Genomic DNA, 23482 nt, shown 5'->3' on the forward strand with positions numbered 1-23482 from the left:
CGGAGCCGAGTGCGGCCCCGCTCGAATCGGAGGATAGACGACGATCCGGCCCGCCCGCCGCCCGGACAGGGGCGGTCCTCGCCGCGTGCAGCACCGTCCACTCCAGGCCGGCGCGGCCACGGCTCGGATCCGACTCCGCCGGGCGCAGCCCGTCCACGGGGCCGTGGTGGGTGACGGGTGGGCAGAAGGTCGAACCCATGCGGCGGACTTCCTCTCCTACGGCGTCGGTGCTGATGCTCAGCAACGTATGTCCGCACAACAGCGGTCGTCCGCCGGTCATTCCCGGGGTGTCAGCCGAGTGAGCGGGTCCACTGCGCGACCGCGCCGGTGAGCGTTTCCAGGGCCTGTTCCTGGGTGATCGCGGCCCGCCTGGGCACGGCGAAGCCGTGGTCGCCGTACGGCACCTCGACCAGGTCACAGGCCCCCTCGGGGAACTCGGCAGGCTTCCCGAAGGGGTCGTTGCCGCCCTGGACGACGAGGGTCGGCACCCCGGCCGCGAGCAGCTCGCCGGCGCGGGACTTCTCGGGCCTGCCCGGCGGGTGCAGCGGGAAGCTCAGGGCGAGGACGGCGCGGGCGCCCAGCCCGGCCGCGGTGCGGCAGGCGACGCGGGCGCCGGCGCTGCGGCCGCCCGAGACCACCGGCAGGCCGGGGGCGTTCAGCGCGGGCCAGACGCCCCGCCAGCCGGCGTCCAGGGTCTTCGGGGCGGGCGCCAGCTTCTTTCCGGCCACCCGCCAGGGCTGCTCGACCAGCGCCACGGTCACGCCGTGCGCCGGCAGGGCGGCCGCCAGTGCCGCCAGGTCGCGTGCCTCGATGCCGCCGCCGGCGCCGTGACCCGCGGCGAGGACCAGGCGGGGTTCCGCGGCCGGATGCCAGGTGATGCGGGCGGCGCCGGCCTCCGTGTCGATGATCTCGGTCTTCACGTCAGAAGAGTGTGCCCTCCTCCGGGCCCTCCAGTTCCGTCAGCAGCTCCGGTCCGTTGTTGCGGACGTTGCTCACGGCGGTGGGGACGGGGTACGCCCGCATCAGTCCGGCGGGCGGGGGCGCCAGCAGGGGGACGACGTCGGCGGGGTCGGTGCGCGCCGGGTCGAGCCAGGCGTCCCACCGGTCCGGCGTGAGCATCAGCGGCATCCGCGGGTGGATGTCGGCCAGGGTGCGCGGGCCGTCGGCCGGGGCGACGGCGAGCGGCGTGGTCTCGGCCTCGGTGGTGATCACCGAGCAGGTCGCCCACCAGGCCTGCGGGTGGTCGTCCGGCAGCGTCCTGTCCCGCCAGAACTCGTACAGTCCCGCCATCGCGAACACGGACCCGTCGGCCGGGGTCACGAAGTAGGGCTGCTTGCGGGGCCGCTTCCTGCGCCCCTCGACCTCCAGGTCCCGCTCCTGCCTGCCGGTGACCCACTCGTAGTAGCCGTCGGCGGGCAGGATGCAGCGCCGGGTGGCGAAGGCGCGGCGGTAGGACGGCTTCTCGTGGACGGTCTCCGCGCGGGCGTTGATCATCCGGGCGCCGCCCTCGGGCGTCTTGGCCCAGGAGGGGACGAGCCCCCACTTCAGTTTCCGCAGCTGGCGAACCGGTCTCGGGTCCCCGGCGTCCTTCAGGGGGCGGTCCAGGACGGCGTGGACCTCCTTGGTGGGGGCCACGTTGTAATCGGGGGCCAGGGTCTCCTCGGGCTCCCACTTCTCGATCTCGAAGATTCCCGCGAGATCCTCGGGTCGTCGACTCGCCGCATACCGTCCGCACATACGTGCCACACTGCCAGGCCCGCCCGCCCCCTGCCACCACCTCCCGACGAGGCGCCTTCCGCGCCGTACCCGCTCGACCGCTCGACCGTTCGTACGAGGAGCCCTCACCGACCATGGACCACCTCGCTTCGGCCTCGCTCGCCTCCCTGTGGGACGAGGTCTCCGGCACCCAGCCCGCTCCCGACCTGTGGGTGGTGATCGCGACCCTGGTCGCCGCGCTCGCCGTCGTCGTGCCGCACCGCCCGTGGCGGATGGCGCGCAACGCCGTGACCATCGCCCACGAGGGCGGGCACGGGCTCGTGGCCCTGCTCACCGGGCGCACGCTCACCGGGATCACCCTGCACTCGGACACCAGCGGCCTGACCGTGAGCCGGGGCAAGCCGCACGGACTCGGGATGGTCCTCACCGCGGTGGCCGGCTACACCGCGCCCCCGCTGCTGGGCCTGGGCGGTGCCGCGCTGCTGGCCTCGGGGCGCATCACGCTGCTGCTGTGGGCGGCGACGGCGCTGCTGGTCGCCCTGCTGGTGATGATCCGCAACGCGTACGGGGTGCTGACGGTCGTGCTGACCGGCGGCACGTTCCTTCTGGTGTCCTGGCTGGCCGGACCGCAGGTGCAGGCGGCGTTCGCCTACGCGGCGGTGTGGTTCCTGCTGCTGGGCGGGGTGCGGCCGGCGTTCGAGCTGCAGGCCAAGCGGGCGCGGGGCGGAGCGGGCGACTCCGACGCCGACCAGCTGGCCCGGCTGACCCACGCGCCGGCGGGGGTGTGGTTCTTCCTCTTCCACGCGGTGTCGCTGTGCTCGCTGATCGGCGGGGGCCGCTGGCTGCTGGGGCTGTGAGCGAGGCGCCCGAGCCGGCTGCGGGGGACACCCGCTCCGGACACCGAGGACGGAACACGCACGCCGCATATATGCGCGGTGGTTCCAGTACCGCTCCTCACTCCGCGTTCTCGCCGCTTCCGATCAAGATCTCCGGCCGGTCCCAGCCATTAAAGTGGGGCCCATGACCGTGAACCCCGCGCACACCGCCCTCTGGCCCGCCCCGCACGCGAGCGGAGCCGTCGACGCGACCGTCCATGTGCCGGGATCCAAATCGGTCACCAACCGTGCCCTGGTGCTGGCCGCCCTCGCCTCCGAGCCCGGCTGGCTGCGCCGCCCGCTGCGCTCGCGGGACACCCTGCTGATGGCCGGGGCGCTGCGCGCGATGGGCGTAGAGATCGAGGAGGGCGTCGGGCCGGAGGGCACCGGCGAGTTCTGGCGGGTCATCCCGGCGGGCCTGCGCGGCCCGGCCACGGTCGACGTCGGCAACGCCGGCACGGTCATGCGCTTCCTGCCGCCGGTCGCCACGCTCGCCGACGGCGCCGTCCGCTTCGACGGCGACCCGCGCTCGTACGAACGCCCCCTGCACGGCGTGATCGACGCGCTGCGCGCCCTCGGCGCCCGGATCGACGACGACGGGCGCGGCGCGCTGCCGCTGACCGTGCACGGCAGCGGTGCCCTGGAGGGCGGCCCGGTCGAGATCGACGCGTCGTCGTCCTCGCAGTTCGTCAGCGCGCTGCTGCTGTCCGGCCCGCGTTTCAACCAGGGCGTCGAGGTCCGCCACACCGGCTCGGCTCTGCCGTCGATGCCGCACATCCGGATGACCGTCGACATGCTGCGCTCGGTCGGCGCCCAGGTCGACACCCCCGAGTCGGGCGGCGAGCCGAACGTCTGGCGGGTCACGCCGGGCGCGCTGCTCGGCCGGGACCTGACGATCGAGCCGGACCTGTCCAATGCCCAGCCGTTCCTGGCGGCGGCCCTCGTGACCGGCGGCAGGGTCGTCGTCCCCGACTGGCCGGCCCGCACCACCCAGCCCGGCGACCGGCTGCGCGAGATCTTCACCGAGATGGGCGGTTCCTGCGAACTGACCGACTACGGTCTCGTCTTCACCGGTTCGGGCGCCGTGCACGGCATCGACGTGGACCTCGGCGAGGTCGGCGAGCTGACCCCGGGCATCGCGGCCGTCGCCGCCCTCGCGGACTCCCCCTCGACCCTGCGCGGCGTGGCGCACCTGCGCCTGCACGAGACGGACCGGCTGGCCGCGCTCACCAAGGAGATCAACGAACTCGGCGGCGACGTCACCGAGACCGCCGACGGACTGCACATCCGCCCGCGCCCCCTGCACGGCGGCGTCTTCCGCACCTACGAGGACCACCGCATGGCCACCGCCGGCGCGGTCCTCGGCCTCGCGGTGAAGGGCGTGGAGATCGAGAACGTGGCGACGACGGCCAAGACGCTGCCCGACTTCCCCGACCTGTGGACCGGGATGCTCGAGGCGTAGGGACGGATCGCCATGCGCCGCTACGGCAAGCACACCGACGAGGACGACATCCGCTCCCGCCCCAACCGCAAGGGCAACCGGCCGCGCACGCACACCCGGCCCAAGCACGAGGACGCCGCCGAGGGCCTCGTCCTGACCGTGGACCGGGGCCGGCTGACCTGCCTCGTCGACGACCGCATCGTCATGGCGATGAAGGCGCGGGAACTGGGCCGCAAGGCGGCGGTCGTCGGTGACCGGGTCGCCCTGGTCGGCGACCTGTCCGGCACGAAGGACACGCTCGCGCGGATCGTCCGCATCGAGGAGCGCACCTCGGTGCTGCGCCGCACGGCGGACGACGACGATCCCTACGAGCGGGTGGTCGTCGCCAACGCCGACCAGCTCGCCGTCGTCACCGCCCTCGCCGACCCCGAACCGCGCCCGCGCCTCATCGACCGCTGCCTGGTCGCGGCGTTCGACGGCGGCCTCACCCCGCTGCTGGTGATGACCAAGTCGGACCTCGCCCCGCCCGACGAACTGCTCGGCCTGTACGGCGCCCTGGACATCCCGTACGTCGTCACCAGCCGCGAGGAGCTGGAGAACGGCGACGCCGCCGACCGGGTGCGCGAGCACCTGGAGGGCAAGGTCACGGCGTTCGTCGGCCACTCCGGCGTGGGCAAGACGACTCTGGTCAACGCGCTGGTCCCCGAGGACCGCCGCCGTACGACGGGGCACGTCAACGCGGTGACGGGACGCGGCCGGCACACCACCACCTCGGCCCTCGCGCTGCCGCTGTCCTCGGCCAGGGGCGGCTGGGTCGTCGACACCCCGGGCGTACGGTCGTTCGGGCTCGCGCACGTCGACCCGTCCCGGGTGATCCACGCCTTCCCCGACCTGGAGCCGGGCACGGAGGGGTGCCCGCGCGCGTGCAGTCACGACGAGCCCGACTGCGCGCTGGACGCGTGGGTCGCCGAGGGCCACGCCGACCCGGCCCGGCTGTACTCCCTGCGTCGGCTGCTGTCGACGCGGGAACGGACGGAGGGTGACTGACCTTCGCGTTGTTTGCCGTACCGCACGACAGGTAAGTGCATAATCGCACCGAGTCTGATCCAAGCCCGAGCAAAGCCGACGAATCGACGAAGCGGTCACGGTACGGACCACGGGAGGACGACACATGGCGTGGCTGCTGGTCATAGTGGCGGGGTTGCTCGAGACCGGCTTCGCCGTCTGTCTGAAGCTGTCGCACGGCTTCACCCGGCTGTGGCCCACGATCGCGTTCTGCGCCTTCGCGCTGGGCAGTTTCGGTCTGCTGACCATGTCCCTGAAGAAGCTCGACGTCGGCCCGGCGTACGCCGTGTGGACCGGTATCGGCGCGGCGGGCACCGCCATCTACGGCATGGTCTTCCTCGGCGACCTGGTCTCGACCCTGAAGATCGTGTCGATCAGCTTCGTCATCATCGGTGTGATCGGGCTGCAGCTCTCGGGCTCGGCACACTGAACCCCGCGGCCGCCGTCCACCGGGCCGAACCCCTGGTGGCCCCGTTCCTCCCCCGCCGGATACCGTGATCGCATGGCCGACCACCTCGACGACCTCCGCCTCGCCCATGTCCTCGCGGACGCCGCCGACGCCGCGACGATGGACCGTTTCAAGGCCCTCGACCTCAAGGTCGAGACCAAGCCGGACCTGACCCCGGTGAGCGAGGCGGACAAGGCCGCGGAGGAACTCGTCCGCGGCCACCTCGCCCGCGCCCGCCCCCGCGACGCCGTCCTCGGCGAGGAGTACGGCGTCGAGGGCACCGGTCCCCGCCGCTGGGTCGTCGACCCGATCGACGGCACCAAGAACTACGTGCGCGGCGTCCCGGTCTGGGCCACCCTCATCGCCCTCATGGAGGCGGGCGAGGGGGGCTACCAGCCCGTCGTCGGCCTCGTCTCCGCGCCGGCTCTCGGCCGCCGCTGGTGGGCGGCCAAGGGCCACGGCGCGTTCACCGGCCGCAGCCTGTCCTCGGCCTCCCGGCTGCACGTCTCCGGAGTCTCCGCGATGTCCGACGCCTCGTTCGCGTACTCCTCGCTCAGCGGCTGGGAGGAGCAGGGACGGCTGGACGGCTTCCTGGACCTGACCCGCCAGGTGTGGCGCACGCGCGCGTACGGCGACTTCTGGCCGTACATGATGGTCGCCGAGGGCTCGGTCGACATCTGCGCCGAACCCGAGCTCTCCCTCTGGGACATGGCGGCGAACGCGATCATCGTCACGGAGGCCGGCGGCACCTTCACCGGCCTGGACGGCCGTCCCGGCCCGCACAGCGGCAACGCCGCCGCCTCCAACGGTCTGCTCCACGACGAGCTGCTCCGCCACCTCGGCGACCGCTGACCCCGCCCTGGGCACCGGTGCGGCGGCAGTGCGAGGCGCCGGCGGCCCTCGCCTGACGGCGCCGAGCCGGGCGGCGGGCGCGGGGTGGAAGGACGAACGGGCCGGACCCCCGTCCCCGGGGATCCGGCCCGCCGCCACGACAAGCGGTCCAGTGCTGGATGTGTCAGCCGCGCAGGGCCTGGACCGCGGCCTCCAGCCGCTTGCCGAAGTCTCCGTCGGCCTGACGGAAGTTGTTGATCGCGCGATCGATGATGTCCTCGCGCGAGACCTTCGAGAGGCCGCCGGCCAGGTTGTTGATCAGGCGCTCCTTCTCGTCCTCCGACATCAGGCGGTAGAGGTTGCCCGCCTGGACGAAGTCGTTGTCCTCCGCGTGCACCGGCGCCTGGGTCTCGCCGGTGACACCGGTGACCGCGACCGGCTGCCACAGCGGCCGGTCCGTCTGGAACGGGCCGCCGAAGCTGTTCGGCTCGTAGTTCTTCGCGCCCTTGTGGCGGCCGTCGTACAGGTAGCCGTCACGGGCGTGGGTGCGCGCCTCGGTGGCGTGCGGGCGGTTCACCGGCAGGTGGTCGGCGTTGATGCCGACGCGGTAGCGGTGGGCGTCGCCGTAGGCGAAGAGGCGGCCCTGGAGCATCTTGTCCGGGGACGGGCCGATGCCGGGCACGAAGTGCGCCGGGGAGAAGATCGACTGCTCGACCTCGGCGAAGATGTTCTCCGGGTTGCGGTTCAGCTCCATCTTGCCGAACCAGACGATCGGGTAGTCCGCGTGCGGCCACACCTTGGTCAGGTCGAACGGGTTGAAGCGGTACGTCGCCGCCTCGGCCACCGGCATGATCTGCACGCCCACGGTCCAGGACGGGAAGTCGCCGCGCTCGATGGCCTCGCGCAGGTCGCGCTGGTGCGAGTCGGGGTCCTTGCCCGCGAGGATCTCCGCTTCCTCGGCGGTCAGGTTCTTGATGCCCTGGTCCGTCTTGAAGTGGTACTTCACCCAGAAGGCCTCGCCGGCCTCGTTGTTCCACTGGAAGGTGTGCGAGCCGAAGCCGTCCATGTGGCGGTACGAGGCGGGGATGCCCCGGTCGCCGTGCAGCCAGGTCACCTGATGGGTCGACTCGGGCGACAGGCTCCAGAAGTCCCAGACGTTGTCCGGCTCCTGGGAGCCGGTGTAGGGGTCGCGCTTCTGGGTGTGGATGAAGTCGGGGAACTTGATGGCGTCCTTGATGAAGAACACCGGGGTGTTGTTGCCGACGAGGTCGTAGTTGCCCTCCTCGGTGTAGAACTTCACCGCGAAGCCGCGCGGGTCGCGAACGGCGTCCGCCGCGCCCAGGTTGCCGGCCACGGTGGAGAAGCGGAGGAAGACCTCGGTCTCCTTGCCGACCTCGGAGAGGAACTTGGCGCGGGTGTACTTGGTGACATCGGCGGTGACCGTGAAGGTGCCGTAGGCGCCGGCGCCACGGGCGTGGACGACGCGCTCCGGGATGCGCTCACGGTTGAAGTGGGCCAGCTTCTCCAGAAGGAGCTGGTCCTGGACGAGCACGGGGCCGCCGACACCCGCGGTCTCGCTGTTCTGATTGTCGGCTACCGGAGCACCGGCCTCCGTAGTGAGCGGTCCCTGAGTCACGTACGCCTCCTGCGCCAATCCTGCAAAACCTGTCCCTTGGCTAATGCCGTCCCCGATCCTACAATGGACAATGTCTAAGTCAAGTAAGATTCCAGAATCACACCGACTCGGGACCTGGTCCCCCTGCTGTTAGGCTGGCCTCTATGAGCGACCTACTGGAACGGCTGCGTGGACGCGGATGGCGCATGACCGCGCAGCGACGCGTCGTGGCCGAGGTCCTCGACGGCGATCACGTCCATCTGACCGCCGACGAGGTGCACGCCAGGGCCGTCACCAAGCTGCCGGAGATCTCCCGGGCGACCGTCTACAACACCCTCGGCGAGCTGGTCTCGCTCGGTGAGGTGCTCGAGGTGGCGACGGACAAGCGCGCCAAGCGGTACGACCCGAACGCGCACCGGCCGCACCACCACCTGGTCTGCGCACAGTGCGGCGCGATCCGCGACGTCCACCCGACCGGCAACCCGCTGGCCGACCTGCCCGACACGGAGCGCTTCGGCTTCACCGTCTCGGACGTCGAGGTGACCTACCGCGGCACCTGCCCGAACTGCGCGGCGGCCTAGGACCTCCCCCGTACACCGAAAGCCCCGGCACACTGTGCCGGGGCTTTCGCGTGCGCCGGCGCTCCGTACCGCGCCGCTTCGTGGGACCGCACGCACCGAGGGCCGGAACCCTTTCGGATTCCGGCCCTCGGTCTTCAGTAGCGGGGACAGGATTTGAACCTGCGACCTCTGGGTTATGAGCCCAGCGAGCTACCGAGCTGCTCCACCCCGCGTCGATGAAGGGAACACTACGTCAACCCCGCGTCGAGAAGCAAATCCCGCTCCGCGCGAGGTCAGGCCGACAGCTCCTGGCGCAGCGCGTCCCGCAGCCGGGCCGCCCGCTCCGCGACCTCGCGCGGGCCCAGCGTCACCGCCAGGTCGGCCCACCGCTGTCCCTCGTCCAGCTCCCCCCGGCGCGCGTACACCAGCGCGAGCCGCAGTGCCGCCCGCCCGTGCCCGGCGTCGGCCGCCCGGCGCCACCACACGACGGCCTCGGGCTCGCTGCCCTCCCGGGCCAGCAGCAGCCCCAGGTTGAAGGCGCCGTTGCGGGAGCCGGCCTCGGCCGCCTTCCGGTACCAGCGCGCCGCCTCCACCACGTCGCCCCGCGCCGCGGCGAGCATCCCGACCCGCACCTGGGCCCGGCGGTGCCCCTGGGAGGCCGCCCGCTCGTACCACTCCTCGCACTCGGTCTTCTCCTGCGCCGGTTCGCCCAGCTCGTGCGCGGGCGCCGGCGGCCGGCGCGCGTCGAGCAGCGTGGCCAGGCGGTACGCGGCCTCCGGGCTGCCGCCGCCCGCCGCGCACCTCAGGAAGCGCTCCGCCCCGGGCTCGTCACCGTCCCGCAGCCGGGCCATCCCGACCTGCAGCGCCGCCTCGGTGTGCCCGGCGGCGGCGGCCCGCTCGTACCAGCGCAGCGCCGCCCGGTCCTCGCCCCGCCCGGCGTGCAGGATCCCGAGGTTGAAGGCGGCGTCCACGCTGCCCGCCTCCGCGGCCTTGGAGAACCACGGCTCGGCCCCGGTCTCGTCCCCGGACCGCAGCAGCAGGATCGCCAGCGCGTTCGCGGCCTCGCGGTGTCCGGCGTAGGCGGCGCGCCGGTACCACTGCTCGGCCTGCGTCGTGCGGCCCTGCTCGGCGCAGAGCAGCCCGAGGTTGTAGGCGCCGTTGTCGTCCCCGGCGTCCATCGCGGCCCGGTACCAGCGCTCGGCGGTCTGCGGCTCGCCGCGCTCGGCGTGCAGCGCGCCCAGCGCGTTGGCGGCGTTGCCGTCACCGTCCTGCGCGGCCCGCAGCCACCACACGGCGGCGCTCTCGGTGTCCCCGGCGTCGCGGAGCAGGAAGCCCAGCGCGCAGGCGGCGCGCGGCTCGCCGTCCTTGGCGGACGTCAGGTACCAGCGCCCGGCCTCCTTCAGCTCGCCCCGCCGCTCCAGGATCGCCCCGAGGTGCAGCGCGGCCCGCCGGTGGCCGCGCGCGGCGGCCTGGCGGTACCACTGCTCGGCCTCTTCCGCCCCTTCGGCCCGCTCGTTCCTCACCGCCCGCCCGGTCGTGGAGGCCGCGGCACCGGGGCCGTCGTCGTCGAGGTCCCGTCCGGCGCGCCGGTCCAGGGTCCGGGCCAGCCGGTAGGCGGCCTCCCGGTGCCCCCGCTCGGCGGCGGCCCGCAGCCACCGCTCGGCGCCGGCGTCGTCGCCGCGGTGCTCCAGCAGGTCGGCGAGCGCGTAGGCGCCCAGTACGTGCCCCTGTTCGGCGGACTGGCGGAGCCAGTACTCGGCGGCGGGCTCGTCCCCGCGCTCGCGGAAGTGCCGGCCCAGTGAGTGGGCGGCCGCGGCGGACCCGGCGACGGCGGCGATCCGCCACCACCCGGCGGCCTCGTCGGCGTAGCCGCGCTGATGCAGCAGGACGCCCAGGTTGTTGGCGGCGGCGCGGTCGCCCGCGGCGGTGGCAGCACGCAGGTGGGTCTCCGCTCCGTCGAGATCGCCGCGGCGCAGCAGCATGGCCCCGAGCACGCTCATCGCCTCGACGTCACCGCTCTCGGCGGCGATCCGACGGCGCACCTCCTCGGCGGCCTCGTCGGCGGCTTCCTGAGTCTCGTCCCCGGCTTCTTCCCGGCCGGACTGCTGCACAAATCGCCCCGTCTCGAACAGATTTGCCATGTCCCCCATAACGTCCATCGTCGCACCACCCGCAACCCGGGTACACCTGGTATACCGCAGCCAGTGAGGTCACTTCAGCGTTTTGTCGACATGCCCACAGGGAGACAAGTCAAACACAGATCACCCCAACTCCCGCCATCGGCGCGGCCGTCGCACTCGTCGGCACATGCGTTCGCACAGCACGAAGGCCCGGATCCCTTTCGGGACCCGGGCCTTCGTGTGTCGTTCGCACCTAGCTCACGACTTCAGTAGCGGGGACAGGATTTGAACCTGCGACCTCTGGGTTATGAGCCCAGCGAGCTACCGAGCTGCTCCACCCCGCGCCGTTGTGTTCACAACCGTACCACGGCGCGGGATGGGCGTCCGACCAGCTCGGACGGGCGCGGACCGGCCGCGTCAGCCGCTGCCGGAAGCTCCGTCGGCGGTGCCGGTCGGCGTCGGGCTCGGAATCGCCTTGCCGTCCTGGCCCTTGCCGTCCTGGCCCTTGCCGTCCTGGCTCTTGTCCTCCTGGTTCTCCGTGTTCTTGTCACCGCCGCCGGCGTCGGCCCGCGTCTGCGCGTCCTCGGCCTTCCGCAGGGCGTCCTCCAGGTCCTTCTGCGCCTTGCCGTACGCCGCCCAGTCGTTCTTCTTCAGGGCTTCCTGGCCGGCGTCGAAGGCCTTCTGGGCGTCGTCCAGCGCCTGCTGGACAGTGGGGTTGTCGGAGGACGGCGGCGGTGTGGTGGTGTCGTCGTCCCCGTCCGGCGGCCGGGTGGCCGAACCCTCGGCCCCGAAGACCTTGTCCAGGGCCTCGTCCAGCGTGTTCTCGAAGGCGGTGTTGCCTCCGTACGACACCAGCACCTTGCGCAGCAGCGGGTACTTGAGGCCGCCGCCGCGCACGTAGACCGGCTCGACGTAGAGCAGTCCGCCGTCGAGCGGCACCGTCAGCAGGTTGCCGTACTCGACCTCCGAGTCGCCGCCTCTCAGCAGCCTGATGGACTCGGCGATGTCCTGTTCGGAGTTGAACTGGCTCTGGACCTGTTTCGGTCCGTTGACCGTCGTGTTCGTCTGCAGCTTCAGGACTCTGATCTTGCCGTAGCCCTCGGTGCCCGCCTCCGCGTCGACCGCCATGAACGCGCTGAGGTTGTCGCGTCCGATGGGCGTGAACGTCGTCGTCAGCGAGAACGCCTGCTGCTTCTGGTCGGGCATCCTCATGCTGAGGTAGTACGGCGGCACCGCGTCACCCGACTTGTTGGTCGGGTCGTCCGGCACCTGCCACACCTCGCTGCCGCTGAGGAAGGTCGTGGCGTCCTTCACGTGGTAGCGGGTGAGCAGCTCGCGCTGGACCTTGAACAGGTCCTGCGGGTACCGCAGATGGGCCATCAGCGTGTCGGAGATCTCGCTCTTGGCCTTGACCGTGTCCGGGAACGCCTTCATCCAGGTCTTCAGGACCGGGTCCTGGGTGTCCCACTGGTACAGCTTGACGTCGCCCGTGTAGGCGTCGACGGTCGCCTTCACCGAGTTGCGGATGTAGTTGACCTGGTTCTGCTGGGCCACCACCGCACGCGAGTCGTTGCGCGCGGTCAGCGAGTCGGCGGTCGTGTCGCCGAGCGTCGTGCGGGAGGCGTACGGGTAGCCGTTCGTCGTGGTGTAGGCGTCCACGATCCACTGGATCCGTCCGTCCACCACGGCCGGGTAGGCGTCGCCGTCGATGGTCAGCCACGGGGCGACCGCCTCGACGCGCTCCTTCGGCGTGCGGTTGTACAGGATCTTCGACCCGTCGCCGATGGCGCCGGAGTAGAGGATCTGCGGCTCGCTGAACGCCAGCGCGTACGCGGCGCGGTTGAGCGGGCTGGACAGGTCCACCCCGCCGTCGCCCTTGTAGCTGGTGGTCTTCTCGCCGCTGTCGTCGGAGTAGTCGATCTCCTTCTGGGGACCGCCGACGATCGAGTACGTGGTGGTCTTCTCGCCGTAGTAGACCCGCTGTTCGTACGTTCCGAGGTCGCCCTTGGACGGCAGGTCGGCCTCGGTGAAGACCGGGCGTCCCTCGGGGTCGACCTCGGTGCCCTTGGCGGCGACCACGCCGAACCCGTGGGTGTAGCGGAAGTGGTTGTTGATCCAGTTCTTCTTCGGGATGCCGGCCAGGTTCAGCTCGCGCAGACCGATGACCGTGTCCTGCTCCTTGCCGTCCTTGGAGTAACGGTCGACGTCCAGGTTGTTCGGGAACGCGTAGTAGTCGCGCATCTGCTGACGCTGCTGGAACGTGGGCGAGACGATGTTCGGGTCCATGATCCGGATCGATGCCGTGGCGTCGGCGTCGTCGCGGAGCTTGGTCTTGTCCTCGGTCTCGCTCTCGCCGGCGTACTCGGTGACCTGCGTGCCCTCGATGCCGTAGGCCTTGCGGGTCGCCTCGAGGTTCTTCTCGACGTACGGCGCCTCCTTGGCCTGTTCGTTGGGCTGCACCTCGAACTTCTGGACCAGCGCCGGGTACAGGCCGCCGATGAGGATCGCGGACAGCACCATCAGACCGAAGCCGATCACGGGCAGCTGCCAGGTGCGCCGCCACAGGGTGGCGAAGAACAGCAGCGCGCAGATGACGGCGATGCAGAACAGGATCGTCTTGGCCGGCAGATAGGCGTTGGCGTCGACGTACCTCAGGCCCGTCCAGTTGTCGGTCGCCTTGAAGTCGCTGGACTTCACCGCCAGCCCGTACCGGTCCAGCCAGTACGCGACCGCCTTGAGGGCGACGAAGACTCCGATGAGCACCGACAGGTGCCCGGTCGCCGCGGCGGTGGCGCGCGCGCCCGGGCTGGTGACGCGCAGCCCGCCGTAGAGGTAGTGCGTGAGCGCGGCGGCGATCACCGAGATGATCACGGTCGCGAAGCCGAAGCCGAGCAGGAACCGGTACCAGGGCAGGTCGAAGGCGTAGAAGGAGACGTCCAGCTTGAACTGGGGGTCCTTCTGGCCGAAGGGCACGCCGTTGACCCACATCAGCCACGTCCGCCACTGGCCGGACGCCGAGGCGCCGGCGACGAGGCCGACCAGGGCCGTGATGCCGAGCAGCAGCCACTTCTTGTACGGGGCGATGCCCATGCGGTAGCGGTCGAGGTTCTGCTGCTCCATCGACATGGCGCTCAGCGGCGGCCTCAGCCGGTGCGCCAGCCAGATGTTGAACCCGACGGCGAGTGCCATGAGCAGGCCGAAGACGAAGAACAGGCCGATCTTGGTCCACAGGGTCGTCGTGAAGACCGACGAGTAGTGGACCGACCGGTACCACAGCCAGTCCGTCCAGAAGCCCGCGAACATGGTGAACGCCATGCCGAGCACGGCAAGGACGCCGAGCGTCATCAGAAGGGTGCGGACACGCCGGGACGGGCGGCCCACTCTCATCCGTGGCCCCGTCGGGCCTCCGCCTCGGTCCGGCATCTGGAAAGCCAAGGTGCGCACCTCGAAGTCGCTGTTGATCCGTCAGGCCCTCGGGTTCGTGGGCCCCCCGTGCGCCCCCGGAATCGTGGGCCCACACCTATGCAACTTACTCACCGTTTACTCGGTTCCCGATTCGGCCCGGGAACGAGGCAGGATTGTGACCATGTCCAACACCCCCATGGCAGCGAGCCCCCTCACCCGGGCCGTGCTCGAGATCGACGAGTACGTCTCCGGCCTCGGCTGGGACCAGCCCGCACGCCTCTTCGCCCTTGTCGACACCGCACGGCTGCGGTCCGACCAGCCCACCCTCGCCGACCGGCTCGGCCTCACGGAGGAACCGGAGAGCTCCGGCCTCACCCCGATCGAGCAGGACGAGATCCCGACGGACCAGCCGCTGGACGAGTTCCTCGGCACCATCGCCTGGCCGGACGCGGTCGTCGGCTGCGCGCTGGCCGTGGAACGCCTGATGCTGCCGCCCTCCGCCGAGGCCCAGGTGCCCGCGGACCTGGACGGGGCGAAGCTGACGCGGTGGGTGGCGGAACACCCGGACCGCCAGGAGGTCCGTATGACGGTCGCGGTGCTGCGTGACGGCGCCCGCGAGACCGCCCTGCGGCTGCGCGAGAAGGACTCCGCCACCGAGGTCCTCACGGGCTCCGATCTGGTGCCGGGCCTGGCCCAGGCGCTGACGGCGACCTTCGAGGAGTAGTCCCGGCCGGTCCCGGGCGGACCGGCCGGGCTGCTCGGACCGTTATCCGGCCGTGCACCTCGGCAGGTCGCCGGTCTTCCCGGAGCGGATGTCCTCGAGGGCGCCGAGGGCGTCGCCGATGGTGCCCACCTTGACGAGCGTCAGCCCGTCGGGGGTGTCCTCGGCGGCGGCCGCGCAGTTGTCGGCGGGCGTCAGGAAGTACCGGGCGCCCTTCTCCCGGGCACCGATGGTCTTCATGCCGATGCCGCCGATCGGGCCGACCTTGCCGGCATCGTCGATCGTGCCGGTGCCAGCGACGAACTTCCCGCCGGTGAGACTGCCCGGCGTCAGCTTGTCGTAGATGCCGAGGGCGAACATCAGACCGGCGCTGGGGCCGCCGACGTCGGCGAGCTTGATGTCGATGGAGAACGGGAACGTGTGGTCGGTCCCGGCCGAGATCCCGACGATGGCGCGCTTCTCACCGGCGTCGTCGGAGGCCACGGTGGTGATCGTCACCTTCTCGGTCTTCGTCGGCGCCCGCTTCTCCTTCTCCGCGGCGGCCTGTTCCTCCGCGGGCACGATGGTGAAGACGACGTCCTCGCCGGGCTTGTGCTCGGTCACCAGGTCGGCGACGTCACCGGGCTTCTCGACCGTCGTGCCGTCCACGGCCCGGATCACGTCACCGGCGTGCAGCTTGCCCTGGGCCGGGGAGCCCTTGACGACGGTGGAGACGATCACCCAGGACTTCACCGGGATGTCCAGTTCCCTCAGGGCGGCGACCTTGGCGCTCTCCTGGGACTGGCTGAACTCCTCGGCGTTCTCCTGGGTCGCCTCCTCCTCCGTCTTCCCGTCCGGGTAGAGCGTGTCGTGCGGCACCACGCGGTTGTCGTGCGCGAACCATCCGTAGACGGCCTCCACGAGGTTCATCCGGTAGTCAGCGCTGGTGACCCGGACGGTGGTCATGTTCAGATGACCGCTCGCCTCGTACGTCCTGTGCCCGGAGATCTGCAGCACCGGCTCGCCCTCGTGGTCCCCGAGCGTGTTCACCGTCGGCCCCGGCGACATCTCCGCGTAGGGCACGGGGATGAACACACCCGCGCACAGGAGCGCGATCAGCATCAGGGTGGAGGCGAGCATCGTCGCAGTGCGGCGTGGCATGGGACGACATTACGGGACGGGGTTGCCGGAGGACCGTCGGGGAGGCCCGGTCAGACTCCGGTGCGGGACCTCTCCATCGCCTCACGGAACCGGGCGTATCCGTCGAGCTCGGGACCGTCGCTGCGGATCTTGCGGGTCCGGTTGGCCCAGCTTCCCCACAGCCCCGCGGCCACAGCAGCCACCAGCGGAATCAGCAACCAGGCGAGCGCCGCCATGCCGACCTCCCAACCCCTTGAGCTCCGCGACTGACTGATCAGCAGATTAACCATCCGCAGTGACAACGCTCACGCCGGGGGCCCGGTTACGCAACCGGAATCTTCAGCAAGCTTCCCCTCAAGGAGGCGCTACGCGCCCACCCACTCTTCGGTGCCGTCGGAGAAGGTCTGGTGTTTCCAGATGGGCACTTCGTGCTTCAGGTCGTCGATCAGCTTCCGGCAGGCGTCGAAGGCCTCGCCCCGGTGCGGGCAGGAAACGGCGACGACCACGGCGAGGTCCCCGACCTCCAGGTCCCCCACCCGGTGCACGGCGGCCAGCGCGCGTACGGGGTACTCTCCGGCGACCTTCTCGGCGATGCGCCGCATCTCGGCCTCGGCGCTGGGATGGCACGAGTATCCGAGCCGGTCGACGTCCGTGCCCCCGTCGTGATTGCGGACGGTGCCCACGAACAGCGCGGTCCCCCCGGCCGCGTCGTCGCCGACGGCGCGGAAGACCTCGTCGACGGAGAGGGGCGTCTCCCGGATGCCGATCAGCTTGACGGGGTCCGGTGCGGCCTGCTCACCGGGGTGATCGTTCATGGTTGCCATGCGCCCATCGTGCCCCACGGGGGCACCGCGCGGAACTGCATCATCGCCCGGCGGACGAGGGTGGTGCCTCGGAGACTTCTACAGGCCCGCGCCCGGTCTCAGATCCGCCGCCGGGCCTTCCGCGCCCGGCGTACCACCGCGGCCGCGCCCAGCAGCGCCACCGTCGCGCCCGCGGCTCCGGCCGCCGTCGCGTCCTTGCGTCCCAGGCGCCGCCCGGCGACCGTGCGCCGTCCGGCGACCTCCTCCAGCAGCTGGGCGAGGACCTCCTCGTTGGTGTACTTCGGCCGCCACCCGGCGTCGTGCAGCCGGCTCCCGCTGACCACCCAGGGGTACATCGTGTACGCCAGGTCCCCGGCCGGGGAGGGCGTCAGTCCGATCCGGTGCAGCCGGGCCGCAGCGCCGAGCGCGACCGCCGAGGGCAGCTCCATCCGGCGGATCCCGCTGAGCTCCTCGACCTCCTCCTGCTCCAGCCAGCCGTCGCACCCGACGGCCAGCTCCCCGTCGGCCTTCTCCAGGACGGCGTACTCCAGGGCGCTGCACAGGTCGTCGACGTGGCAGAACTGCCAGGCCGGCCGCGACCCGGCCACGACCAGCAGCCGGGGCGACTCGAAATACCTGGTCAGCGCGGTGTCCGTGCCCCCGACGAGCACCGCGGGACGGACGACGGTCACGTTCAGGCCGGGGTGCGCGCGCGGTGCGCGCCGTGCGAGGCGCTCGATCTCCAGCAGGTCGCCGACGCCCGTGGCCTCGGCCGTGGCCCGCAGTTCGGCGTCCTCGGACAGCGGCAGTTCGTTGTCCGGCAGCGCGCCGTAGACCATCGCGGAGGTGCACAGCACGACGCGGTGCACCCCGGCCGCCGCGGCGGCGGTCAGCACGGTCTGCGTCCCCCGGACGTTGTAAGCCGTCCGGGCGGCCGCGTCGGTCTCCAGGTCGAGGTCCAGGGCCAGGTGCACCACGACGTCCGCGCCGCGCAGTTTCTCGGCGATGGCCGGGTCCCGCACGTCCAGGATCTGCCAGCGGGCGTCCGCGCACTCACCGCGCCGCTCGTCGATGGCCACGACCTGTCTGACCTCGTCGGACGCGGCCAGCCGTGCCGTGAGCAGGGCCCCGATGCCAAAGGCGGCACCGGTGACCGCGACGACGGGGCCGCGCGCGGCGGGGGCGGCGGGACCGGTTGACCGGTTTCGCGCTGCGCGAACCTGCGGATCTGGGGAACTCACCGGGCGTCTCCAGCGGTTGTCTTCAGTACGGGCGCGCCAGACGCGTACGTACCAGGTGGCATCCATCCTGCCGCAGGCCGTCAGTCGGCGAAGCACCGAGGCCCGAACCGCCCGGGGTGTCTACGCTGGGTGTGATGTCGGGCAGCCGTGCCGCCGGAAAGAACCGGCGGCCCTACCAGCCGAGGAACCCCGTGAGTGACACCCCATTCGGATTCGGCCTTCCGCCGGAGGAGCCGGACGACGGCGACGAGGGCAAGAAGAAGGACCAGCAGAGCGGCGGTGGTCAGGGACCGGCCAACCCGTTCGGATTCGGGACGCCCGGAGCCGGTGGCTTCGGCGGCCCCGGTGCGGACAATCCGTTCGCTGCCATGTTCGGTTCCATGAACCCCACCGACCTGGGCGCCGCCTTCCAGCAGCTGGGCCAGATGCTCTCCTACGAGGGCGGCCCGGTGAACTGGGACATGGCCAAGCAGATCGCCCGCCAGACCGTCGCCCAGGGCACCCCGGACGGCACGAAGGACGCGAGCGTCGGCCCCACCGAGCGCAATGCCGTCCAGGAGGCCGTCCGCCTGGCCGACCTGTGGCTGGACGACGCGACCGCCCTGCCCTCCGGCGCCGGCACCGCGGTGGCCTGGAGCCGCGCGGAGTGGGTCGAGGCGACCCTGCCCGCCTGGCGTGAGCTCGTCGACCCGGTCGCCGAACGGGTCGGTGCCGCCATGGGCGACGTGCTGCCCGAGGAGATGCAGGCCATGGCCGGCCCGCTGATCGGCATGATGCGCTCCATGGGCGGCGCCATGTTCGGCACGCAGATCGGGCAGGCCGTCGGCGTGCTGGCCGGCGAGGTCGTCGGCTCGACCGACGTGGGCCTGCCGCTCGGCCCGGCCGGCAAGGCCGCGCTGCTGCCGGTGAACATCGAGGCGTTCGGCAAGGACCTGGGCGTCCCGCAGGAGGAGGTGCGGCTGTATCTCGCCCTGCGCGAGGCCGCCCACCAGCGCCTCTTCGCCCACGTGCCGTGGCTGCGCTCGCACCTGTTCGGCGCCGTCGACGGCTACGCCCGCGGCATCAAGGTCGACACGGCCAAGCTGGAGGATGTGGTCGGCCAGTTCGACCCGCAGAACCCGGAGCAGCTGCAGGAGGCGCTCCAGCAGGGCATGTTCCAGCCGGAGGACACCCCGGAGCAGAAGGCCGCGCTGGCCCGTCTGGAGACGGCCCTGGCGCTGGTCGAGGGCTGGGTGGACGCGGTCGTGCACGCCGCCGCCAAGCCCCGTCTGGGCTCCGCGGACGCGCTGCGCGAGACGCTGCGCCGGCGCCGTGCCTCGGGCGGTCCGGCGGAGCAGACCTTCGCCACGCTGATCGGTCTGGAGCTGCGCCCGCGCCGCCTGCGGGACGCCTCCCGGCTGTGGGCGTCGGTGACGGACGCGCGCGGCGTGGACGGCCGGGACGCCCTGTGGGCCCATCCGGACATGCTGCCGACGGCCACCGACCTGGACGACCCGGACGGGTTCGTGCACCGCGAGCAGATGGACTTCTCCGAGCTGGACAAGATGCTCGGCGAGGCGGCCGGCAAGCCCGATCTGCGGAAGAAGGACGACAAGAGCGGGGACGAGGCCGACGGCAAGGACGCCAAGGGCCGGGACGAGGCCGACGGCAAGGGCGACGGCGCCGAGTGAGCCTCCACGACGACGCGGTCCTGGTCCTCAAGGGGTACGAGGGCCAGGACGAGCTGCGGCAGGTCTACCTGGACCACCTCGCCTCCCACCCGGACGGCATGTGGAAGGCCTGCGCGGACGGGCACATCACGGCGAGCGCCCTGGTGATCGACCCGTCGCGCGACCGGGTGCTGCTCACCCTCCACCGGAAGATGCGCATGTGGCTGCAGATGGGCGGCCACTGCGAGCCGGAGGACGGGACGCTGGCGCGGGCCGCCCTGCGCGAGGCGACCGAGGAGTCGGGCGTGGACGGCCTCGTTCTCGTCCCCGGCGGCCCGGTCCGGCTGGACCGGCACCACACGCCGTGCGCCTGGCACCTCGACGTGCAGTACGCGGCCCTGGCCCCGGCCGGGGCCGTGGAGGCCATCAGCGACGAGTCCCTCGACCTGCGCTGGTTCCCGTACGAGGAGGTCGCGGGCGTGGCCGACGAGTCGGTCGTCCGCCTGCTGGAGGCGGCGCGCGCCCGCCTGTGAAGCGGTGAGGGGTGACCGCCCTCGCGGTCACCCCTCACCCCGGACGATTCCTCCCGGACGTTTTCCCCAGGCGTTCTCTCCCGGGCTCCCGGGCGGTGGGGCTCAGCTCCAGGCGTTGCCCTGGTTCTGGCCGCGGGCGCCCTGCTGGCCCATGCCGTACTGGGCGGCCACACCCGATCCGATCTGGGCGTTCTGCGGCGGCAGCAGCTCGCTGGGCTGGACGAGCGCGAAGCCGCTGCCCATGAAGCCGAGCTCCCAGCCCTCTCCGGTGTTGCCCCGGCGCCGCCACACCCCGGAGGAGTGCGTCTGGGCCTGCATCTGCACCCGCAGACCGGTGGACCAGGCGACGATCGCGTCGGCGTCGCAGTTGACGTACTTGTCGGGCGTCACCTGCATCAGCAGCGGGGCGCCGGAGGTCATCAGGGCGACCTTGCCGCGGCCGGTGATGTTGAGCTGGTGCTTCCCCGACCCGGAGATGCCGTACAGGCTGTCGACCGCGATGACCTCGTGGTGCAGGGACGAGTCCATCGCCAGCACGTAGCTGCTGTCGACGGTGAGGCCGTCCTGCTCGACGTCCATCACGTGGACGTACTGGGCCAGGTTGGCGAAGTAGACGGTGCCCTGCCCGTGGCAGCGCATCAGGTCCAGGCCCTCGCCGGTGCGGGCGCGCGCACGGGACTGGCTGTCGCTCTGGTACTCGGCGTCGAACTCGACGAGCCCCTGGTAGGCGACCATCGTGCCCTTGCGGGCGAGGACGTCGTCGTGGCCCGTGAGGGCGATCCGGAGCATGTGCTTGTTCTGCAGGCTCCAGGCTTCCTGGGTCTGCTGGTCGTTGTAGGCGAAAAGCGGGCTCTGCATGGTGTTCTTGCTCCCCCTCAGCCCCGGATACGGAGACGGTCGGTGCTGTCCTCGCTGGGCTGGACGACGACGATGCCCTGGCCGGAGAAGGCCATCTGGTAGGCCTCACCGCTGCCGCGGCCGATCAGCGACTGCGCCTTGAAGCTGCGCTTGCCCTTGACCTTGAGGTTCGGGGACCAGGCGACGAGGGCGTCCGGGTCGACGTACGTCTCGTCCTCGCCACCGCCGCAGTCGACGACGATCGGCTTGCCCCGGGAGGTCAGCGCGACCCAGCCCTGACCGGAGATCTTCGTGTTCCACAGGCCCTGGCCGGCGAACTTCGCCAGGCCCTTCACCCGCTCGACGCCCCAGGTGAGGTGGGAGTCGAAGGCGAGCAGGTTGGTGGCGTTGACGGAGATCCCGTCGCCGTCGAGGTTGATCACGACGACGTTCGCGCCGTAGTCGGCGAGGTAGAGCAGACCGTCGCCGGAGCACTTCATCAGGGGCGCGCCCTCGCCGGTCATCCAGTCCTTGGCGATCTGGCGGACGGCGGGCGGGTTGGGCTCGTACTGGACGAAGCCCTCGTAGGCGACCATCGAGCCCACGCGCGCGAAGAGGTCGTTGCCGGTCTGCATGGCGACCTTCAGCATGTGGTTGCCGTGGTTCTCCATGCGGGCGGTGACGGGTGCGGGGGCGTAGCCCGCGAGCGGCTGGTTCATGTCGGGCTCTCCCTCAGATCTCGTACGGCTGGACGACGACGAAGTTGCCGGGGGCGGCCCGGAACTGCAGGTTGACGCTCTCGCCGGTGTCGCCCGCGTAGGAGTTGCGGCGCATCCGCACCTGGCTGGAGACGACGACCTGGGCGGCGGCCGACCAGGCGACCACGGCGTTGCAGTCGGCGAACGTGGTGGGCGTCACCGGCAGGACGACGGGCATGCCGTGCGTCTTGACGACGATGGTGCCGGTGCCCTGGAACTGCATCGTGAACAGCGCGCCGCCGGGGATGCCGTGTCCCTCGATGCGGCGGACCTCGTACTGGAGACTCTCGTCGAAGGCGAGCACGTTCTCCGCGGAGACGCAGACCGCGTCGCCCTGGAGCTCGATGGGGTGCAGCATCGCGGAGTTGTCGGCGAGGAACACCTGTCCCTTGCCGGTGCAGCGCATCAGCTGCATCTCCTGGCCGGTGGCGTTGCCCACGACGCGGCCGGCGAAACCGGCGCCCTTGTAGCTGAAGTCGACCTTGCCCTGGTAGAGCACCATGCTGCCCTGCCGGGCGAGCACCGCCTGGCCGTCCGCACCGAGGTCGACGCGGATCAGCTTCTTGTTCTGCTGCGTCCAGCGCTGTCCGGGCGCCGTCTCACGGAACTGCTGGAGCGCGGCGGCCACACCGGCGCCCTGCGGGGCCGCCGGGGGCATGCCCTGGGGGACGCCGTAGGGGGCCTGCTGCCCGTAGCCCGGGGGCGGCGGGGCCGGGGTGTGGGGTGCCTGCGGCCGGCCGTAGCCGGGCGGCGGCGGGGCGGTCTGGCCGGGGACCTGGCCGTACGGCGACGGCGGCTGGCCGTACGGGGCGGGCGCCGGGGCCGGGGGCGGCGGGAGCGGGGAGCCGCCGGGCGGGGTGTGCAGGGGCGCGGCGATGGTCGGCGCGGCGTGCACGTTGGGCGCGGGCGGCGGTGGCGGAGTGGCTCCGGGCGGGGGTGCGAAACCCTGCGCGGCGGGCTGCGGCGCGGGCGCCGCCGGCTGAGGGGCGGGCGCCGGAGCGGGAGCGGGAGCGGGGGCCGGGGCGGGAGCGGGAGCCGGGGCGGGCTGCGGGGCCGGGGCGCTGAAGGCGGGCGGGGCCGCGGCCTGGGCGGGCGGAGCGAAACCCGGGACGGCACCGGTCTGCGGCGGCTGCTGCGGTTCCGGCGCCTCGTCCTCGGCGACCTCGCCGCCGAAGTTCCTCAGCAGCGCCTCGAGGCCGCCGTCGAAGCCCTGGCCGACGGCGGCGAAGCGCCACACGTCCTTCAGGTAGAAGTCGCCCAGCATCACCGCGCGCTCGGTGGAGAACTCCGACCCGCTGAACGGATACCGGGCCACCTCCTCACCGCCCGCGACGATCCGGATGTACCCGGCCCCGACCTGCGACATCTGTCCGGCGCCGTCGATCGTCGCCGTGAAGGACAGCTTCTTGATCTGCGGCGGGATCCTGTCCAGGGTGACGCGGAAGGACTCCGTGTCACCCGCCTGCGCACCCAGGAGCTGGATGGACTCCTCGGGGGTCTTCGGCTGGTTGAAGAACACGAAGTACCGGTCGTCGGAGAGCCGCTCGTCGGCGTCGAGTCCGAAGCAGCTGATGTCGAAGCTCAGACCGGGGCCGGAGATCTGCACGCCTACGTACAGATCCGTGCCCGCGGTGAGGTCACTGATCCTGGCCTTGTGGCCGCGTTGGAATTCCCTGGCCATAGCGTTACGACCGTCCCCCATCCGAATGTGAGTGCGTCGCGTCAGGCTAACGGCAAACGCCGAC

General features: G+C 71.7%; 21 protein-coding genes and 2 tRNA genes. 9 read left to right on the plus strand and 14 right to left on the minus strand.

Going from position 1 to position 23482, the window contains the following annotated elements:
• Positions 1 to 290: 290 nt before the first annotated feature.
• Together ACFYOJ_RS02870 and ACFYOJ_RS02875 are read right to left on the minus strand one after the other, a co-directional pair.
• Positions 291 to 920: an alpha/beta family hydrolase gene (locus ACFYOJ_RS02870; RefSeq protein ID WP_356550400.1), complete on the minus strand. Its 630-nt coding sequence runs from the start codon at positions 918 to 920 to the stop codon at positions 291 to 293.
• 1 nt (position 921) lies between these two features.
• Positions 922 to 1737 (minus strand): SOS response-associated peptidase, encoded by an 816-nt coding sequence (locus tag ACFYOJ_RS02875; protein ID WP_356550402.1) that lies wholly within the window; start codon positions 1735 to 1737, stop codon positions 922 to 924.
• Positions 1738 to 1850: 113 nt separating this feature from the next.
• On the opposite strand from ACFYOJ_RS02875, the gene ACFYOJ_RS02880 reads away from it, so the two are divergent.
• The 5 genes from ACFYOJ_RS02880 to hisN all read left to right on the plus strand — a co-directional run bounded on the left by ACFYOJ_RS02880 (position 1851) and on the right by hisN (position 6397).
• Positions 1851 to 2573: a M50 family metallopeptidase gene (locus tag ACFYOJ_RS02880; protein WP_356550403.1), complete on the plus strand. Its 723-nt coding sequence runs from the start codon at positions 1851 to 1853 to the stop codon at positions 2571 to 2573.
• A 163-nt stretch (positions 2574 to 2736) separates the two neighbouring features.
• Positions 2737 to 4053, plus strand: coding sequence for a 3-phosphoshikimate 1-carboxyvinyltransferase (gene aroA, locus ACFYOJ_RS02885; protein WP_356550405.1), 1317 nt, complete (start codon positions 2737 to 2739; stop codon positions 4051 to 4053).
• 12 nt (positions 4054 to 4065) lie between these two features.
• Complete coding sequence (gene rsgA, locus ACFYOJ_RS02890; RefSeq protein WP_356550406.1) at positions 4066 to 5079, plus strand: ribosome small subunit-dependent GTPase A; 1014 nt, start codon at positions 4066 to 4068, stop codon at positions 5077 to 5079.
• A 124-nt stretch (positions 5080 to 5203) separates the two neighbouring features.
• A complete protein-coding gene (locus tag ACFYOJ_RS02895) occupies positions 5204 to 5527 on the plus strand; it encodes a multidrug efflux SMR transporter (protein WP_356550408.1) in 324 nt (107 codons plus the stop codon).
• A gap of 72 nt (positions 5528 to 5599) precedes the next feature.
• Positions 5600 to 6397: a histidinol-phosphatase gene (hisN, locus tag ACFYOJ_RS02900; RefSeq protein WP_356550410.1), complete on the plus strand. Its 798-nt coding sequence runs from the start codon at positions 5600 to 5602 to the stop codon at positions 6395 to 6397.
• A 163-nt stretch (positions 6398 to 6560) separates the two neighbouring features.
• On the opposite strand, the gene ACFYOJ_RS02905 is transcribed toward hisN, so the two are convergent.
• Positions 6561 to 8012: a catalase gene (locus ACFYOJ_RS02905; protein ID WP_356550411.1), complete on the minus strand. Its 1452-nt coding sequence runs from the start codon at positions 8010 to 8012 to the stop codon at positions 6561 to 6563.
• Positions 8013 to 8155: 143 nt separating this feature from the next.
• Between ACFYOJ_RS02905 and ACFYOJ_RS02910 the strand changes: the two genes are divergently transcribed.
• Positions 8156 to 8572 carry a Fur family transcriptional regulator gene (locus tag ACFYOJ_RS02910; RefSeq protein ID WP_189228749.1) on the plus strand — a complete coding sequence of 139 codons (417 nt, stop codon included), beginning with the start codon at positions 8156 to 8158 and terminating at the stop codon, positions 8570 to 8572.
• Positions 8573 to 8710: 138 nt separating this feature from the next.
• Here the strand turns inward: ACFYOJ_RS02910 and ACFYOJ_RS02915 are convergent.
• From ACFYOJ_RS02915 to ACFYOJ_RS02930, 4 genes are all read right to left on the minus strand, one after another.
• A tRNA-Met gene (locus tag ACFYOJ_RS02915) sits at positions 8711 to 8784 on the minus strand.
• Positions 8785 to 8844: 60 nt separating this feature from the next.
• Positions 8845 to 10701 carry a tetratricopeptide repeat protein gene (locus ACFYOJ_RS02920; RefSeq protein WP_356550413.1) on the minus strand — a complete coding sequence of 619 codons (1857 nt, stop codon included), beginning with the start codon at positions 10699 to 10701 and terminating at the stop codon, positions 8845 to 8847.
• Between the two features lie 240 nt (positions 10702 to 10941).
• A tRNA-Met gene (locus ACFYOJ_RS02925) sits at positions 10942 to 11015 on the minus strand.
• A gap of 73 nt (positions 11016 to 11088) precedes the next feature.
• Entirely contained in the window at positions 11089 to 14094 is a 3006-nt protein-coding gene (locus ACFYOJ_RS02930) for a UPF0182 family protein (protein ID WP_356550812.1), read from the minus strand.
• 163 nt (positions 14095 to 14257) lie between these two features.
• Here ACFYOJ_RS02930 and ACFYOJ_RS02935 point away from each other — a divergent pair, with 163 nt between their 5' ends.
• On the plus strand, positions 14258 to 14800 hold the full coding sequence (locus ACFYOJ_RS02935) for a PPA1309 family protein (RefSeq protein WP_356550414.1): 543 nt from the start codon (positions 14258 to 14260) through the stop codon (positions 14798 to 14800).
• A gap of 42 nt (positions 14801 to 14842) precedes the next feature.
• On the opposite strand, the gene ACFYOJ_RS02940 is transcribed toward ACFYOJ_RS02935, so the two are convergent.
• From ACFYOJ_RS02940 to ACFYOJ_RS02955, 4 genes are all read right to left on the minus strand, one after another.
• Entirely contained in the window at positions 14843 to 15937 is a 1095-nt protein-coding gene (locus ACFYOJ_RS02940; protein ID WP_356550416.1) for a PDZ domain-containing protein, read from the minus strand.
• A gap of 50 nt (positions 15938 to 15987) precedes the next feature.
• The gene (locus tag ACFYOJ_RS02945; RefSeq protein WP_356550418.1) at positions 15988 to 16152 is read right to left on the minus strand and encodes a hypothetical protein; all 165 of its coding nucleotides are present in this window, start codon (positions 16150 to 16152) and stop codon (positions 15988 to 15990) included.
• A 129-nt stretch (positions 16153 to 16281) separates the two neighbouring features.
• Positions 16282 to 16740 carry a molybdenum cofactor biosynthesis protein MoaE gene (locus tag ACFYOJ_RS02950; protein ID WP_356550420.1) on the minus strand — a complete coding sequence of 153 codons (459 nt, stop codon included), beginning with the start codon at positions 16738 to 16740 and terminating at the stop codon, positions 16282 to 16284.
• 98 nt (positions 16741 to 16838) lie between these two features.
• On the minus strand, positions 16839 to 17960 hold the full coding sequence (locus ACFYOJ_RS02955) for an SDR family oxidoreductase (RefSeq protein WP_356550422.1): 1122 nt from the start codon (positions 17958 to 17960) through the stop codon (positions 16839 to 16841).
• Positions 17961 to 18151: 191 nt separating this feature from the next.
• Between ACFYOJ_RS02955 and ACFYOJ_RS02960 the strand changes: the two genes are divergently transcribed.
• On the plus strand, positions 18152 to 19630 hold the full coding sequence (locus ACFYOJ_RS02960; RefSeq protein ID WP_356550424.1) for a zinc-dependent metalloprotease: 1479 nt from the start codon (positions 18152 to 18154) through the stop codon (positions 19628 to 19630).
• Entirely contained in the window at positions 19627 to 20142 is a 516-nt protein-coding gene (locus ACFYOJ_RS02965) for an NUDIX hydrolase (protein ID WP_356550426.1), read from the plus strand. The genes ACFYOJ_RS02960 and ACFYOJ_RS02965 overlap by 4 nt, the downstream gene beginning before the upstream one ends.
• A 102-nt stretch (positions 20143 to 20244) precedes the next feature.
• Here ACFYOJ_RS02965 and ACFYOJ_RS02970 read toward each other — a convergent pair whose 3' ends face one another.
• Genes ACFYOJ_RS02970 through ACFYOJ_RS02980 form a run of 3 tightly spaced genes read right to left on the minus strand, consistent with a single transcriptional unit; the run spans position 20245 to position 23418 of the window.
• Positions 20245 to 21000 carry an AIM24 family protein gene (locus tag ACFYOJ_RS02970; protein WP_356550427.1) on the minus strand — a complete coding sequence of 252 codons (756 nt, stop codon included), beginning with the start codon at positions 20998 to 21000 and terminating at the stop codon, positions 20245 to 20247.
• Positions 21001 to 21017: 17 nt separating this feature from the next.
• Positions 21018 to 21698, minus strand: a complete 681-nt coding sequence (locus ACFYOJ_RS02975) for an AIM24 family protein (protein ID WP_356550429.1) — start codon at positions 21696 to 21698, stop codon at positions 21018 to 21020.
• 13 nt (positions 21699 to 21711) lie between these two features.
• The gene (locus ACFYOJ_RS02980; RefSeq protein WP_356550431.1) at positions 21712 to 23418 is read right to left on the minus strand and encodes a TerD family protein; all 1707 of its coding nucleotides are present in this window, start codon (positions 23416 to 23418) and stop codon (positions 21712 to 21714) included.
• Positions 23419 to 23482 lie beyond the last annotated feature (64 nt).

It is taken from the genome of Streptomyces sp. NPDC006384 (assembly GCF_042870695.1).
Lineage (GTDB): Bacteria > Actinomycetota > Actinomycetes > Streptomycetales > Streptomycetaceae > Streptomyces.

Excerpts from the sequence above, each read along its gene's own strand:
- ACFYOJ_RS02875 (WP_356550402.1), bottom strand. The coding sequence starts at position 1,737 with ATGTGCGGACGGTATGCGGCGAGTCGACGACCCGAGGATCTCGCGGGA.
- ACFYOJ_RS02880 (WP_356550403.1), top strand. The coding sequence starts at position 1,851 with ATGGACCACCTCGCTTCGGCCTCGCTCGCCTCCCTGTGGGACGAGGTC.
- aroA (WP_356550405.1), top strand. The coding sequence starts at position 2,737 with ATGACCGTGAACCCCGCGCACACCGCCCTCTGGCCCGCCCCGCACGCG.
- rsgA (WP_356550406.1), top strand. The coding sequence starts at position 4,066 with ATGCGCCGCTACGGCAAGCACACCGACGAGGACGACATCCGCTCCCGC.
- ACFYOJ_RS02895 (WP_356550408.1), top strand. The coding sequence starts at position 5,204 with ATGGCGTGGCTGCTGGTCATAGTGGCGGGGTTGCTCGAGACCGGCTTC.
- hisN (WP_356550410.1), top strand. The coding sequence starts at position 5,600 with ATGGCCGACCACCTCGACGACCTCCGCCTCGCCCATGTCCTCGCGGAC.
- ACFYOJ_RS02910 (WP_189228749.1), top strand. The coding sequence starts at position 8,156 with ATGAGCGACCTACTGGAACGGCTGCGTGGACGCGGATGGCGCATGACC.
- ACFYOJ_RS02920 (WP_356550413.1), bottom strand. The coding sequence starts at position 10,701 with ATGGGGGACATGGCAAATCTGTTCGAGACGGGGCGATTTGTGCAGCAG.
- ACFYOJ_RS02930 (WP_356550812.1), bottom strand. The coding sequence starts at position 14,094 with ATGCCGGACCGAGGCGGAGGCCCGACGGGGCCACGGATGAGAGTGGGC.
- ACFYOJ_RS02935 (WP_356550414.1), top strand. The coding sequence starts at position 14,258 with ATGTCCAACACCCCCATGGCAGCGAGCCCCCTCACCCGGGCCGTGCTC.
- ACFYOJ_RS02940 (WP_356550416.1), bottom strand. The coding sequence starts at position 15,937 with ATGCCACGCCGCACTGCGACGATGCTCGCCTCCACCCTGATGCTGATC.
- ACFYOJ_RS02945 (WP_356550418.1), bottom strand. The coding sequence starts at position 16,152 with ATGGCGGCGCTCGCCTGGTTGCTGATTCCGCTGGTGGCTGCTGTGGCC.
- ACFYOJ_RS02950 (WP_356550420.1), bottom strand. The coding sequence starts at position 16,740 with ATGGCAACCATGAACGATCACCCCGGTGAGCAGGCCGCACCGGACCCC.
- ACFYOJ_RS02970 (WP_356550427.1), bottom strand. The coding sequence starts at position 21,000 with ATGCAGAGCCCGCTTTTCGCCTACAACGACCAGCAGACCCAGGAAGCC.
- ACFYOJ_RS02975 (WP_356550429.1), bottom strand. The coding sequence starts at position 21,698 with ATGAACCAGCCGCTCGCGGGCTACGCCCCCGCACCCGTCACCGCCCGC.
- ACFYOJ_RS02980 (WP_356550431.1), bottom strand. The coding sequence starts at position 23,418 with ATGGCCAGGGAATTCCAACGCGGCCACAAGGCCAGGATCAGTGACCTC.